The 15,457-nt window shown below is 40.4% G+C and carries 13 protein-coding genes; 9 read left to right on the forward strand and 4 right to left on the reverse strand.

From position 1 onward, the window contains the following. Position 1: 1 nt before the first annotated feature. Positions 2-2,515 (forward strand): ABC transporter permease, encoded by a 2,514-nt coding sequence (locus tag ACP8HI_RS01065; RefSeq protein WP_438349315.1) that lies wholly within the window; start codon positions 2-4, stop codon positions 2,513-2,515. Here the strand turns inward: ACP8HI_RS01065 and ACP8HI_RS01070 are convergent. Then, on the reverse strand, positions 2,512-3,384 hold the full coding sequence (locus ACP8HI_RS01070; protein ID WP_438349316.1) for a helix-turn-helix domain-containing protein: 873 nt from the start codon (positions 3,382-3,384) through the stop codon (positions 2,512-2,514). The two genes, ACP8HI_RS01065 and ACP8HI_RS01070, sit on opposite strands and share 4 nt — an antisense overlap. Positions 3,385-3,574: 190 nt before the next feature. Here ACP8HI_RS01070 and ACP8HI_RS01075 point away from each other — a divergent pair, with 190 nt between their 5' ends. Further along, a complete protein-coding gene (locus ACP8HI_RS01075) occupies positions 3,575-5,644 on the forward strand; it encodes a beta-galactosidase (RefSeq protein ID WP_438349317.1) in 2,070 nt (689 codons plus the stop codon). Positions 5,645-5,830: 186 nt separating this feature from the next. Here ACP8HI_RS01075 and ACP8HI_RS01080 read toward each other — a convergent pair whose 3' ends face one another. Further along, positions 5,831-6,268 (reverse strand): universal stress protein, encoded by a 438-nt coding sequence (locus tag ACP8HI_RS01080; RefSeq protein ID WP_438349318.1) that lies wholly within the window; start codon positions 6,266-6,268, stop codon positions 5,831-5,833. A 273-nt stretch (positions 6,269-6,541) separates the two neighbouring features. Here ACP8HI_RS01080 and ACP8HI_RS01085 point away from each other — a divergent pair, with 273 nt between their 5' ends. The 4 genes from ACP8HI_RS01085 (at position 6,542) to ACP8HI_RS01100 (ending at position 10,609) form a co-directional block, all read left to right on the forward strand. Next, positions 6,542-7,426, forward strand: coding sequence for an alpha/beta fold hydrolase (locus ACP8HI_RS01085; protein WP_438349319.1), 885 nt, complete (start codon positions 6,542-6,544; stop codon positions 7,424-7,426). A gap of 166 nt (positions 7,427-7,592) precedes the next feature. Further along, entirely contained in the window at positions 7,593-8,027 is a 435-nt protein-coding gene (locus ACP8HI_RS01090) for a hypothetical protein (protein WP_438349320.1), read from the forward strand. Between the two features lie 279 nt (positions 8,028-8,306). Next, positions 8,307-9,389, forward strand: coding sequence for a hypothetical protein (locus ACP8HI_RS01095; protein ID WP_438349321.1), 1,083 nt, complete (start codon positions 8,307-8,309; stop codon positions 9,387-9,389). 68 nt (positions 9,390-9,457) lie between these two features. Further along, the gene (locus ACP8HI_RS01100) at positions 9,458-10,609 is read left to right on the forward strand and encodes an FAD:protein FMN transferase (RefSeq protein ID WP_438351664.1); all 1,152 of its coding nucleotides are present in this window, start codon (positions 9,458-9,460) and stop codon (positions 10,607-10,609) included. A gap of 99 nt (positions 10,610-10,708) precedes the next feature. On the opposite strand, the gene ACP8HI_RS01105 is transcribed toward ACP8HI_RS01100, so the two are convergent. Together ACP8HI_RS01105 and ACP8HI_RS01110 are read right to left on the reverse strand one after the other, a co-directional pair. Further along, a complete protein-coding gene (locus ACP8HI_RS01105; protein ID WP_438349322.1) occupies positions 10,709-11,122 on the reverse strand; it encodes a VOC family protein in 414 nt (137 codons plus the stop codon). 56 nt (positions 11,123-11,178) lie between these two features. Further along, positions 11,179-11,886: a DNA alkylation repair protein gene (locus ACP8HI_RS01110; protein WP_438349323.1), complete on the reverse strand. Its 708-nt coding sequence runs from the start codon at positions 11,884-11,886 to the stop codon at positions 11,179-11,181. 144 nt (positions 11,887-12,030) lie between these two features. Between ACP8HI_RS01110 and ACP8HI_RS01115 the strand changes: the two genes are divergently transcribed. The 3 genes from ACP8HI_RS01115 to ACP8HI_RS01125 all read left to right on the forward strand — a co-directional run bounded on the left by ACP8HI_RS01115 (position 12,031) and on the right by ACP8HI_RS01125 (position 15,363). Then, positions 12,031-12,501 carry a HEAT repeat domain-containing protein gene (locus ACP8HI_RS01115; protein ID WP_438351665.1) on the forward strand — a complete coding sequence of 157 codons (471 nt, stop codon included), beginning with the start codon at positions 12,031-12,033 and terminating at the stop codon, positions 12,499-12,501. A 149-nt stretch (positions 12,502-12,650) separates the two neighbouring features. Continuing rightward, positions 12,651-14,531 (forward strand): molecular chaperone HtpG, encoded by a 1,881-nt coding sequence (htpG, locus tag ACP8HI_RS01120; protein ID WP_438349324.1) that lies wholly within the window; start codon positions 12,651-12,653, stop codon positions 14,529-14,531. Positions 14,532-14,667: 136 nt separating this feature from the next. Next, on the forward strand, positions 14,668-15,363 hold the full coding sequence (locus ACP8HI_RS01125; RefSeq protein WP_438351666.1) for a pseudouridine synthase: 696 nt from the start codon (positions 14,668-14,670) through the stop codon (positions 15,361-15,363). The last annotated feature ends 94 nt before the right edge of the window (positions 15,364-15,457 follow it).

The following is a 15,457-nucleotide window of genomic DNA, read 5'->3' on the forward strand; positions in this document are numbered from 1 at the left end:
TGTGAAGAAGACCTATGGTAAGACGATCATCCGTGAAATCAAACAAAGCTTTGGACGATTTATTGCTATCTTTGCGATTGTTGCCCTTGGTGTAGGTTTTCTCGCGGGATTGCTTGCAACGACCCCAGATATGAAATTATCAGTTGATAAATATTATGATGACAATCATATGGCGGATATTAATATTAAAGGTACAATGGGCTTGACTGGAGCAGATGTAGAAGCGGTGTCCTCTATGGAAGAGGTAGAGCAGATCATGCCTGCCTATGTTACGGATACCTTAATGAAAACGAATAGTAATGAGGTGTTGGCGACACGGGTGTACGGACTACCAAGTGATCAGTTAACTACCAATGGTGAAGGATCAGTCAATCGCTTGGAACTGATTGACGGGAGAATGCCACAAGCTGATGATGAAGTTCTTGTAGAACGAAGCGGAGTCTATCTGTCTGAAATTGAGTTGGGTACAACGTTGAGTGTATCCGAGGAAAATGAGAATTATGAGAATATCGGCAATATATATAACACCATAGAGTATAAGGTAGTCGGCATTGTGGGTAATCCCTTTTATTTCTCTATGAAGCAAGAATCAAGCAGGGTCGGCAACGGAGGTATCGGTGCCATTATTTATGTTAATGAAAGTAACTATGCGCTTGATGCATATACGGATTTCTATATGACCCTTTCGGGCGTTTCTGAATTAGATACCTTTGCAAAGGAATATGAGGGAGCCATTGAGACAATGGTTGCAAAACTTGAAGTCCTTGGTGAATCGCAATCTGCGGTTCGTTATGCTGATATCGTCAGTCAAGTTCCAAAGGAACAGGTTGCTGGTATTGCAGCACCAAAATGGATTGTACTTGATCGCAACTCCAACGTAAGCTACGTTAGTTTCTCGATGAATTCTGAGAAGATAGCGGCAGTCGCAAAGGTGTTTCCGATGTTCTTCTTTCTTGTCGCCGCATTAGTTGCGCTGACAACGATGACACGGATGGTCGAAGAAGAACGTACACAAATCGGAACATTAAAGGCACTTGGTTATACGAAGACTGCTATTATGTCTAAATATATTATCTATTGTGGTCTTGCGAGTGTTGTGGGGAGTATCATAGGATTGCTCGCAGGATTTCAGCTATTGCCCATCGTATTATGGAATGCGTATAAGTCGTCGTATCATTTGCCTAGCTTCATAACACAGTTTAGCTGGAGTTTTGCGATCATAGCGTCTGTATTGGCGATTCTATGTACGATGGTTGCAACGATCTCGGCTGGTTATCAAGCATTGAAAGAAAAACCTGCAACACTGATGCTCCCACGTGCACCTAAGGCAGGAAAGCGAATTTTTCTAGAGCGGATCCATTTTATTTGGTCTCGTATGAAGTTTACACATAAGGCAACTGCTCGGAATCTCATCCGCTATAAAAAGCACTTTTTCATGACGGTTATTGGTATAGCAGGCTGTACCGCTTTGATTGTAACCGGCTTTGGTCTGAGCGATTCTGTAAAGAGCATTGCGAACACACAATTTAATGAGATCATTCAATACGATCTTCTGATCGGATTGGATGAGAATGCTCAGATGGACACGTCACTGAAACAGTTTCTGAATGATCCAGAACAGGTCAATACGTACACAGAGGTATTCAGCGAAATTGGATATGCACAGCAAAACGGTGAAAATGTCACAACGACCATACAGGTTCCGAGGGAATCAACTGAATTCAAGCAAGTGATGAATTTACGTGATCGGAAAAGCGGCGTAGAAATTGGTTTTGATGATACCTCTGTCATTGTTACAGAAAAGCTTGCGGACATCTTAAATATACAACTAGGAGATACGTTTACTCTTGGGAATGCAGAGGAAGAAACAGCAGAATTTGTACTCTCAGGTATTACTGAAAACTACGTAGGTAGTTATGTATATATCAATCAAACCGATTACACGAATGCTTTCAGTGGCGAGCCTAGCTACAATACTTTGATGGTAAAAAGTTTGAATACGGATGTTTCTCAGCAAGATGTAATACTGACCGAAATCTTGAAGAGTGACACTGTTACGAGCGCAGCGTTTATGATACAAACCAAGAAGTCTTTTGATAGTCTACTGTCCAGCATTAACTTTGTGGTCATCGTACTTATTATGGCAGCTGGTGCGCTGGCTATCATTGTGCTGTACAATCTTACAAATATTAATATCGATGAACGCAGAAAAGAGCTTGCTACACTAAGAGTACTTGGCTTCCATCATAAAGAGGTGGCAGGTTATATATTCCGAGAAACGACGATATTAAGCGTGATTGGAACGATTGTGGGATTATTGTTAGGTGTACTGTTTCACGCGTTTGTAATAAGAACTGCGGAAAGTACAGACTTAATGTTTGGCAGAAGCATATCTGTTACAAGCTTTATATTATCTGCGGTGGTCACGCTATTGTTCTCATTCATTGTCGATTTGATCATGTATCGTAAGCTGAAGAAAATTGAGATGGTTGAATCTATGAAGGCAATTGATTAATCAGATGTTATGGATCCGTGCAGACGCTTGATCATTACACCGGGTGTGCAGCCGTAAGTATGACGGAATACTCGTATGAAATAATTCGTCTCCATGCCTAGCTGCAAAGCAATTTCCTGAACGGGGGTGTCGGCATTCTCCACCATCAACTGCATCGCCCGTTGTAGTCGTAGATTTTGCAAATACTTATGTGGAGTTACCCCAAATTCTTGTAAGAAGAGTCGCTGGAAATGTTGAACGGAATAGCCGACAGCACTGGCTAGATTGGAAATGAGCAGAGGCTCTGTGAAATGCTGGTTAATGAGACTGATTGCTTTTTGTAGGGCTTCGTTGCGAACTGATTCGAACTCAAGCCGACTTATTGTTCCTGATGTCGACTCCGAACGGCGCAGCATTAAGAGTAGTCGGTACACGGTTACGGATAGTTCCTGCATAGTATGCTCATCCTGTCGGTTGGTATTTTGCAAGTTAACAGTATGCCAGATGTGTCCGATATCCTCCCAGCATTCTTCGAAGCGGTCAGGACGGAACGGTGAAGACGGTAGCAGACCGATATCCTCCACCATTGCTTGTGCCAGATTTCCGTGGAACCCGATAAAGGCCACATGCCACGGTTCATGTGAGTTCGGATAATATTCATGTCCCTTGTCTGCAGGAATAGCGAAAGCCATACCCGGTTCTAGCATGGTTTCTGTACCGCTGTCTAGATCGTGGAATAATCCACTTCCACTGCGGATAAAAAGGACCTGGTTCACGGGAAAACCAGAGGGACGAACATGATGGTACTGAATATGGCGTCCGATGGAGTAAGGATATATTGGAAACCTGTGTAGGTCTCGAGGCATTTCAACCAGTGAGAACGTAAGCATGAAGATTCACCTCATATTCATTATGTGCTATTAAATCGCGAATATATTCCTATCGGATGTACTGAATATTTATATATACTTAATACTATAAATGATGTTCCCTGAATTGGACAGTGGATACTTTATAGTATCTCATCAGAGAATAGTCCCATTCATATGCGAGCATGAATTGAGAGGATGATAGTATAATATGAGTATGAAATGTCCACCAGTTAGCATGAAAGTTCCAGCGATGTTACATGGTGCCGATTATAGTCCTGAGCAGTGGTTGAAATACCCAGAAATTCTACGTGAGGATCTGCGCCTGATGAAGCTGGCGGGCTGCAACGTCATGTCAGTCGGTATTTTTTCTTGGGTATCGTTTGAACCAGAGGAGGGTGTTTTTACTTTCGAATGGATGGATAGCTTACTGGATTCCTTTGTAGAGAATGGCATTTACGCCTTTCTAGCAACACCTAGCGCAAGTCGTCCGGCTTGGATGTCAGAGAAATACCCTGAGGTACTTCGAGTAGAGAGCAACCGGGTTCGTAATCTACACGGTCACCGTCATAATCATTGTTACACATCTCCAATCTATCGGGAGAAGACGGCTCTTCTGAATTCCAAACTTGCTGAGCGTTATAGTCAACATCCAGCAGTGATAGGCTGGCATATATCCAATGAATTTGGCGGAGAATGCCACTGTGATTATTGCCAGAGTGCCTTTAAAGAATGGCTTAAGGTGAAATACGATAACAGTCTGGAGAAGTTAAACCATGCTTGGTGGGCGGCTTTTTGGAGTCATACATATACATCATGGGAGCAGATTGAATCTCCAGCTCCGCATGGGGAGACGCAGGTGCACGGTCTGAACCTAGACTGGCGTCGATTTGTTAGTGATCAGACGATTGATTTCTGTCAGCATGAGATAGATTCGGTTCGTAGCTACAACCCTGAACTGCCTATAACGACCAATATGCATATGGTTGACAGTATAGATTACCGCAAACTAGCTAAGATTCTGGATGTTATATCTTGGGATGTTTATCCGGAATGGCATTATACTGAAGAGGATGACGACGTCCGCTTAGCAGCATGGACAGCAATGCATCATGATCTGTTCCGTACGCTCAAACAGAAGCCATTCCTGCTTATGGAGAGCACACCATCTCTCACGAATTGGCAATCTGTCAGCAAGCTGAAGCGACCTGGCATGCATAAGCTCTCATCAATACAGGCGGTAGCACACGGCTCAGATTCCGTGCAGTACTTCCAGTGGCGTAAAAGCCGCGGTTCCAGCGAGAAGTTCCACGGCGCAGTCGTTGACCATAACGGTCACGAAGGAACTCGTGTATTTCAGGATGTTGCCGAAGTAGGAAAGACGCTTGCGGGATTGTCTGAATTGGTGGGTACGTCTACACCTGCACAGACAGCGATCATTTACGATTGGGATAATCGTTGGGCGATTAAGGATGCACAAGGTATTCGTAATTCCGGATTACGTTATGAGGAGACCGTGCTACAGCATTACCGCGCATTGTGGGAGCAGGGTATTTCGGTCGATGTGATCGGTTCAGAAGATGATCTGTCTGCCTATAAGTTAATTATCGCTCCAATGCTGTATCTCATTAGTGAAGAGAATGGTCAAAGAATTGAACAATATGTTGAGCAAGGTGGGACGTTACTGGCAACCTACTGGTCGGGTATTGTAGGAGAAACGGATTTATGCCATCTGGGCGGCTTCCCGGGTCCACTGCGAAAAACGCTTGGGATCTGGGCAGAGGAGACAGAAGGATTACACAGTCGTGATCTGAATGGGGTCGTGCTACAAGCCGGTAATGCTCTAGAGCTAAGTGGAGATTATGATGCACATGAAATTGCTGAGTTGATTCATCTTGAAGGTGCGGAAGCACTAGGAGTATATCGCAGTGATTTCTATGCTGGACGTCCTGCACTAACAGTGAATAAGTTAGGTGAGGGAGAGGCGTACCACCTCGCTACACGAGTGAAGGATCCTGCTTTCTATGTGGCGTTGTATACTGCTATTGCGAACAAGGCAGGGATCTCGCGTTCACTAGACAGCGACCTACCAGCAGGTGTGACGGCGCAGCTGCGGACGGACGGAGAGAACGATTATATTTTTGTGCAGAACTTCAGCGGAAGTGTTCAAGCTATCCAACTAGACGGGCAAGAGTATACTGATATGGAATCAGGTGCTTTTGTACCAGAAGTGCTGAACCTCACTGTGAATGGGTTGTCCATATTAAAACGCAAGCGGTAATGCATTTGAAGTACCACTTAAAATATCCAAGCATAAACGTAATCCACTCAAAGTAGAAGTCTATACAGATTTAGCTGCATACAAAGCTGTAGTAGCAGACAACAACTAATAGTGTCATGTAGAGTGAAATAAGAATGCACCCCTTAGAAGGATCTAGGGGGTGCATTTCTATGTTGATTTATATACTTAGTTTGGCTGGATAGGAACAACCATCACGGGACATTTCGCTCGATAAAGGACACCTTGACTGACGCTTCCGAGGACACTGCCGACGAAAAGGCTATGCCCACGAGATCCAATAACGATACAACGTATATTTCGCTTATCAGCTTCCTTACAAATTTCATCTTTAGGATAACCAATGATTAGTTCTGCCTCGAAAGGGATGTTGGCTTCCTCAAGAATGCGCAATCCCGGAGCGATGGCCTCCTCATACTGGATCTGTTGATACTCTTTCATATCCGAATCTTTGAAAAAGAGTGTGGTGTGGGGTGTAGTGAAGCTAGGCTGCACATTGATTAATATGATTGATTCCTTAAACTTCTCTGCCATTTCGATTGCAACTCGCAAAGCTTCTTGTGCGCTGTCAGAGCCATCAAATGGAACAATAATATTTTGTCTCATACCCGTTCCCTCCTCTGCTGTATTCTCATAGAATTTGTTGATAGTAAGTTACTTAAGTCTATTATACCATTTATCAACATAAATATAAAACGCTTTCAATTACTAGTTATCACTTCAGCCATAGCTATAATTATTATTGTTGTGACAGGAATTATTAAATAGAACCAGAATAATAATGATAGAGAATAACTTGATGTAGCTTTTATTGATGAGCTAAGAGTAAATTCATACAACACCATCCCTAATATTATAATAATTGGAGGCGAATAAGATATGGTAACTAGATTTAAATCTATAGAAGGAAAGCAGTGGCTATATGAATCTTACGAGAGGCTGTTATCAGCTTGGAATGTGGAATATGAGGAGGTAGATATACATACACGTTACGGTAAAACACACATTATCCTTGCAGGTAAGCGTGAGCATCCTCCATTGGTTCTTTTTCATGGAGTTGGTGACAACTCTGCCTTGATGTGGATTTATAATGTTGGCGAGTTAGCGAAGCATTTCTATATTATAGCAGTGGATACTATTGGTGGTCCTGGCAAGAGTGAGCCCAATGAGATGTATGGAAAAGGGTTCGAACAAGCATTATGGATCGATGATCTATTGAACTCATTGAATATTAGTAAAGTCAACATAGCGGGTGTTTCCAATGGAACTTATTTGGCGAATTATTATGCGACAAAGAGACCGGAGAAAGTAATTAGAATGGTCTGCATGGCTGGTGGAGTAAGAACGAGTATGATGAGAATGATGCTGGCTTTCTTGCCAGAAGCATTAATTCCTACAGAAAAGAATACGAAGAAGCTACTCAAAAAGTTGTGCGCTCCAAACTCGGATGTGTTTGAGAAGAATAGTGAACTGCTCCTACACTGGAATCTCTTACTAAAGTATTTTAATAATAGGTCGATGATGGTACATAAAGTCGTGAAGTTCACTACAGATGATATGCAAATTTTAAAAACAAAGGCACTATATTTGATTGGAGAATATGATATATTATCCAATTATCCAGCGGCAATTAAAATGCTTGATGATCATGAGTTGAGATATAAGGTCGTTGCAGATGCAGGACATGGGATAAACCATGAGCAGCCTGAAACCATTAATAAGGAAATGATAAGGTTTCTTTTAGATAGTGATATAGATAAATGATTAATAGAAACCTCCCTTTATCTATTAAGGGAGGTTTTTTAGCGTGAACATAGATAAAGCACTCTATTGTTTTCGCCTTTAATTTAAATAGAGTTAGAAATAAGGAAGATAACACAATCAATTATGCTTGAAATCCATATGATGATCTCATGAGGAGGTGAAAAATATGGAAAAAGTGATACCCAATCAGCAATCACGATTACCAATGTTATCCTTATGGAGCGATAATGATTTTTCCGGTAGGAGATTACGTTTTCGTGGTAATCTAGGTGTTCGTAGTTTGGAAGTTTTCAATTTTAATGATGCTTTATCCAGTTTTAGATTTGAGGGTAGGAATCAAAGTACTCTGGTATTATTTGAAGATATTAACTACCAAGGTAGCCGTCGTGTTTTCAGAGGATCCGACGTAGAAAGGGATTCTCTAGGAAATTTCAATGACCGTACCTCATCATTTATCATTTCTCGTAATCGGCTATCTAATAGCGATATTAATCGAATCCAAAATCGCGGCACGGCTCCTTCTAATTTTGCTGAAGTTCTGAGTGACGGGACAACATCAGTACGGAAAGGAATAGTTCGTAAAACAGCAGTTAAGAAGTAAGACATGAACTCTTAATCAAGGAAATCTCTAATGGGGTCGTTCATTTTTGAATAGACCTCGTTAGAGGTTTTTACATTTAATCTCCTTAATTTGATAATTTGTACAAGAATAAAGTGCACCTCTTAGAAGAAAAAACGGAAATTACTCAGGTTTTACGCGTGACATTCTAGGGGTTGTACTTGTTATAGATTATGCATGTGATTTATTTCACTTAATTTGACGTGGAGATGTGTGATACTAATTATGTTCTGAATATTATTGATTTACTGGGGGTTTATTATGAAAAAGACATTAGTTAGTTTATTAGTGGCGGTAATGATGGTATCTCTATTTGCAGGTTGTTCCTCAAAGGATTCAAAGACTGAATCTTCGGATACAGGGATTACAAAGATGGGGCTTGGGCATATCACATCCATTGCGAAATCGAGTGATATGGGCAAAGATACAGATGGTAAAGTTGCACCAGCAAAGGGTCAAGTAGATACTGTTATGGTAGCGGCTGCGTTTGACAAAGATGGGAAAGTTGTAAAAGTATCGATTGATAATGCACAAGTCAAGGTGGATTTCACGGAAGATCTTCAAGTCGCGAATGACTTGACCGTTGAGAATAAGACGAAGGTTGAGCTTGCTGATGAATATGGCATGATCAAAGCTTCTTCCATTCAAAAAGAATGGTACCAACAAGCGGATGCATTGGGTCAATGGATGGTCGGTAAGTCGATGGATGAAATCAAAGGAATGAAGACGAAGAAGGTAGATGATTCACATCCTTCCGTACCTGATGTCGCTGAACTAACTTCCTCTGTGACCATTACTGTTCAAGATTATATTGGTGCTCTTGAAGAGGCATATAATAACGCGGTAGAAGTAGGAGCAGGTGCTGAAAAGTTAGGATTGGGCAATAATATTTCTATTTCAAGTTCGAAAGGGTTAGGAACGAAGGATGGCAAGGAGATCCTTCCAATGGCTCAAGTAGATACGGTTATGATGGCAACAACATTTGATAAAGATGGTAAAGTGGTTGGAACCCTTATTGACAATGCACAAACTAAAGTTAGTTTTGATAACACTGGAAAAGTAACTTCAGATCTGAACGAACAACCCAAAACAAAGGTTGAACTAGGCGATGAATACGGGATGATTAAGGCTTCCACGATTCAAAAAGAATGGTTTCAGCAAGCGGATGCTTTAGCGAAATGGATGGCAGGCAAATCAGTAGATGAGATTAAAGGGATGAAAACAAAAGCGGTCAATGAATCCCATCCTTCTGTGCCAGATGTTGCTGAGTTAACCTCTTCTGTAACGATGACAGTTCAAGATTATATCGCTGCACTAGAAGAATCCTCTGTAAACGCGAAATAATACAAGTTCAACACATTTAAATAATAAAGACAAAACTCTCCCATTCAAAAGGGGGAGTTTTGTCTAAAGTGGATTATTCACTGTTAGTTATGTTTATTAGGAATGAAGGAGATCACATGCATAAGTGGCGCAAGATTATTACTGTGTTAGTACTAGTGTCTCTTCTATTGACTGGGTGTCAATCGGGACAGAATAATAATGATAGTAAGTTTCATAAATATAGTGGTAGCTTCTATGATAGCTTTAATACGTTAACTCAATTCGTTGCGTATACGGAGGATGAAGAAGAATTCCAAATGTTCTATAAGAAAGCACATGAGCGATTTCTAGAACTTCATAAATTCTATGATATCTATAATGATTATGATGGTGTAAATAATATTAAAACGATTAATGATCATGCAGGGATTAAGCCGATAGAAGTCGACGATGACATTATTGATCTGATTCTTTTCTCGAAGAAATGGGCTGAGCAAATTGGTGAAGATACGAATATAGCCATGGGAGCGGTTCTTCAGATTTGGCATGATTATCGTGAAGCAGGTTTAGATGATCCTATGAATGCAAAGCTACCTCCGATGGATGAACTTAAAGAGGCGGCAGAACATATCGATCTGGATAAGGTTATTGTAGATACGGTGAATAGCACCGTATATTTGGCTGATGAGCGGATGAGCCTTAATGTTGGAGCCGTTGCTAAGGGATATGCAGTAGAAGTTGTTGCTAATGAATTAATAGCGGATGGATTATTGTCGGGCATGATCAGCGCTGGGGGGAATGTTCGTGCTATTCATAAACCATTTGACGGCATTCGACAGCGCTGGGGTGTAGGATTACAGAATCCGGATAAGTTCATTGCTAATGATGGGGAGAATTTACTTGATACAATCTTTATTAATGATGCCTCTGTCGTCAGTAGTGGGGACTATCAAAGATATTTCGTCGTAGATGGGGAGATATATCATCATCTGATCGATCCTAAGACACTGATGCCAGGACAATATTATCGGGCTGTGACGATCTTGACGGAAGACTCAGGTGTAGCAGATTTCTTGTCGACGGCAGCATTCCTTGTGCCATTTGAGCAGAGCTTGAGGCTTGTGGAGAGTTTGGAGGGTGTCGAAGCTGTGTGGGTGATGCCTGACGGAACAGTCGAAACGACTGATGGAATGAAAAAGGTAATGAAAAGTCATGGGGCAACAGGTGCAAAATCAGAATAAGCACAGAATGCTTACGTACAAGTCTGAAATGTTTGTATATGTATCACAAAAAGGCTCAAGCAGGAATTATTCTTGAGCCTTTTTGTAGCTTTCAATCGTTTATTGAGATAGTTCGAAATTCAAGTCCCATGTGAAACCAAATTGATCCTGTACTTTTGCATAAATAGATCCCCAGAATGTTTGTTGAAGCTCCATGTGAACTTTACCGTTTTCTTTTAACTTATGATATACGCGTGCTTGATCCGCTTTGGAATCGAACTCCAAGGTGATCGCTATATGGTTGCCAGACTGCACAGGTTGACCTACGGATGTATCGGAGAAGTAGAGTGATAAAGAATCCTTCTTCAAACGTGCATGTATAATGCGGTTAGCTGCTTCTTTAGGGGTTGGGTAATCAGCATCACCATATGTTTGTAGATCGGTAACTTCAGTCTCAAAAACCTGTGCATAAAATTCCAGTGCTTCATTTGCATTTCCATCAAACATTAAATATGGAACGACTTGTTTAATCATCTTAAAGGTCTCCTTTGTGGCTAATCATTATATATTTCTTGAAGAGAAGTGTATGCTCAACAAATACATGTTTTCTTCTTTACGCCGATCTTTCCTCTGCTTTCTATCTTCTCAATATACTCTGTAGCTAATGGGACTTTACAGGCAGTTTGACCGACATCGACATGGATCTTTCCAATCTCGTTAGCGACTTGAACGGCTTCTTGATGTAAAGGTTCGACATAGGCTGCTATTGTGATTACAAAAGTATTCATAGTATAGCGTACCCGATTTCGTTCTCCGTGGATCGTTGTTTGTACTTGATGTAAGAGACTGCGGATCTCATCTAAATCCAAATCTTCATCAGCTGTGATGGATGCATAGTTAGCGTACGTGCTCCAACCGCATGTGGCAATCGATTCTGTATCAGATAGCAACCATTCTCTCGCTAGTTCTAACGCGAAGTTACTTTCTGCAGTTACGCCTGCAACCGTATATTCTGCTGGCATATACCAGTATGCTTTGCTGACCCAAGTTTGCAATTGTTCTTTCGTCATTGTCTTCGGATTTACGGACAGTCCAGCTAAATACATCGCATCAGAATTTCCCGAATTGTATAGAGCCAGAGCTAAAGGTTGGTCCTTTTTCACTTGCTTGACGAGTTTTTTTAAATCACCAATTCTAACTCCGAATAAGGGTTCTTGCGCTCCATGACGAATAAATGTTGTCTTCGTTTGTTCTGTGCCTAATTCCTCTAGTTGTGCCATTACTTCAATGAATGTCATAGGTTCACCTTCTTCTAGGACTAATATAGACATTATAGCGCAATAATATAAACATATGAGGTATAATAAAGGTAATGGATGTTTTTTCATTGTGTCAACAAGATTTTGAATAGAAGGGGATTGGATCGTTTGAATAATGAAGAAGTGAACAATGAAGAAGTAAGTAATGAAGAGGTAATGGAGTTAGGCCCCAATATGGAGCAATTAAAGAAAGCTGTCAATCGTACATCTGACTGGAGAGAACGTCTAAATGCCATAGAAGAATTGGGCCAGTTAGATGACAAACGATCCATTGATATACTTACGCGCGTTATGGCTAACGATGCTGTATATAAAGTTCAAGAGGCTGCTTACCATAAACTCAAGGAATTGGGTGAAGACGTTCAATTACCACCAAAGAACACTGGTGAATTGTTTAAGGGAATAACTAAAATTTTAGTAAGAATTAAGAAGAGCTTACCCGAAGGTCATACGTATGAAGAGTTCAAAGAGAAGTTGAAGAAGATGAGAGTTGATTTGTACGATACGTATGAAGGTGATAAGGGCGCAAATTTTGATTCGTGGCTCGAAAACACATGGGTATCCCTACCAGTAAGAACATCAACTAAGAAATAGTTGGTGTTGTCTTATGGACAAGTATCCCGAACAACTTGACAACAAAAATTACTATATGCAAAAATAGAGATTAGCACTCTAGTCATTGAAGTGCTAATTTTTTTGTACAACCACTATTATTATTTTCTAAATTGAAGGGGGAACTATTCTTGGCTAAAAAAGAGTTTAAAGCAGAATCAAAAAGATTATTAGAAATGATGATTAATTCCATCTATACGCACAAAGAGATATTTATGAGAGAACTTATTTCTAACGCTAGTGATGCCATTGATAAAATATATTATAAAGCATTAACAGATGATAACATGGTGTTTAACCAAGGGGATTATTACATCAAAGTAACGACGGATCTAGCAAGCCGAACTTTGACCATCTCCGATACAGGGATTGGTATGAGCAAAGAGGAACTAGAGAATAACCTGGGTACTATCGCAAAGAGCGGCTCATTAGCTTTTAAGAAAGAGAATGAAGCGAAAGATGGGCACAACATCATTGGTCAATTCGGGGTTGGGTTCTATGCAGCGTTCATGGTGGCGGATGATGTTACTGTCATCAGTAAAGCACTCGGTAGCGACGAAGCCTTCAAGTGGGAGTCCAAGGGTGCTGATGGGTATACGATTGAGTCATGCGAGAAAGACGCTGTAGGAACTGAAATTATTCTAAAAATAAAAGAAAACACGGAAGACGATCAATATGATGAATATCTAGAAGAGTATCGCTTAAGATCCATTATTAAGAAATACTCTGATTTCATTCGATTCCCAATCAAGATGGATGTTAAAGAGCAAAGACCTAAAGAAGGTAGCGAGAATGAATTCGAGGAAGTTCTTGAAGAACAAACGGTCAATAGCATGGTGCCAATCTGGCGCAAAAATAAGAATGAGCTTACGCCGGAAGATTACGATAACTTTTATGCTGAAAAACGCTATGGTTTCGATAAGCCTCTTAAACACATCCATATTAGTGCCGATGGTGCTGTTGTCTATAACGCGATTCTATTCATTCCTGAGAATACACCATTTGACTATTACACCAAGGAATATGAGAAGGGCTTAGAGCTTTATTCCAACGGTGTGTTGATTATGGATAAGTGCTCTGATTTGCTTCCAGACTATTTCGGATTTGTTAAAGGAATGGTCGATTCGGAAGATTTATCACTGAACATCTCAAGAGAGATGCTACAGCATGATCGTCAGTTAACACTTATCGCCAAAAATATTAAGAACAAAATCAAAAGTCAGCTATTAAGTTTATTGAAGGATGACAGAGAGAAGTATGAGCAATTCTTTACATCCTTTGGCAGACAGTTGAAATTCGGAGTCTATAATGATTATGGTATGCATAAAGAAACATTGCAGGATTTGCTAATGTTCTTTACATCCAAAGAGAAAAAGCTTGTTTCATTGGATGAGTATGTAGCAAGAATGCCTGAAGATCAGAAGTACATTTATTATGCTTCTGGAGAATCGATCGATAGAATTGAGAAACTTCCGCAAATAGAGTTAGTGTCCGATAAAGGATATGAAATTCTGTACCTTACAGATGATATCGATGAGTTCGCGATCAAGATGATCATGACTTATAAAGAGAAAGAATTCAAATCGGTATCGAGTGGCGATCTAGGGATTGAGTCAGATGCAGAAGACAATCCTACGGAAGCAGAAGAGAACGAAAACAAGGATCTTTTTGAAGCGATGGCAAGTATTCTAGCTAATAAAGTTACGAATGTAAAAGCATCGAAGAGACTAAAAACCCACCCTGTATGTATTTCTACTGAGGGTGAGCTAACGATTGAGATGGAAAAGATATTGAAAGCAATGCCTAACGGGCAGGATGTTAAAGCAGATAAGATCTTGGAAATTAACGTCAACCATGAAGTATATCAATCTTTGAAAGATGCTTATGTAAATGATAAAGACAAGTTGAGTTTGTATACCAACCTGTTGTATAATCAAGCGCTCTTAATCGAAGGATTGCAGGTCGTTGATCCAGTACAATTTACAAATGATATTTGCAAAATAATGATCTAATCAAGCGAATCACAAAGTAACATCTGAGTAACGAGAATAACCCGTACCTGGTGTGAACCAAGGCGGGTTATTTGTCGTTGTGATGACGATTCTGCTAGAATCAAGACATATCATGATGTCGAAGGTAGGGATTAATATGAGAATTAACAAATATATTAGCGAGACGGGCTTTTGTCCTAGGCGTGAAACCGATAGATTGATTGCAGCTGGAAGGATTACGATTAATGGTGTTATCTGCGAAGCGGGAGATAATGTTGTTCTAGGTGACACGGTGCTTATTGATGGTGAAGTCATACCTAGTAGAGCAGAACCCGTGTATATCGTACTGAATAAGCCAATAGGGATTACTTGCACGGCTGCACAGCATGTAGCAGGAAATATTATTGATTTCGTGAACTATCCTTCTCGAATTTTTGCTGTTGGAAGATTGGATAAAGCATCTGAAGGGTTAATTTTATTAACGAACGATGGAGATATTGTAAATAAAATGATGCGTTCAGAGAATGGTCATGAGAAAGAATATATGGTGACGGTAGACAAGCGTGTTACTGATCAATTTCTTCAAGAAATGTCCAGTGGCGTAGACATTCTTGGAGTGACGACCAAACCGAGTGAGACATTCCGGATCGATGAATATGAGTTTAGAATTATTCTAACCCAAGGGCTCAATCTTCAAATTCGTAGAATGTGTAAGGCTCTCGGCTATAGAGTGCTTAGGCTTGAACGGATAAGAATAATGAATATTTCTATGGATGGACTAGAACAAGGGAATTGGAGAGACCTTAGCGATGAAGAACTACAAATACTACACGCACAATTAGATTCGATATGATGATCTGATAAATATAAGAATTGACGTATTGTTAAAAGCGTTATACTATATATGCAAACGGTTTCATTTTATTGACTAAGTTACCGTTCCACAA

The organism is Paenibacillus sp. FA6, from assembly GCF_051550225.1.
GTDB lineage: Bacteria > Bacillota > Bacilli > Paenibacillales > Paenibacillaceae > Paenibacillus_AQ.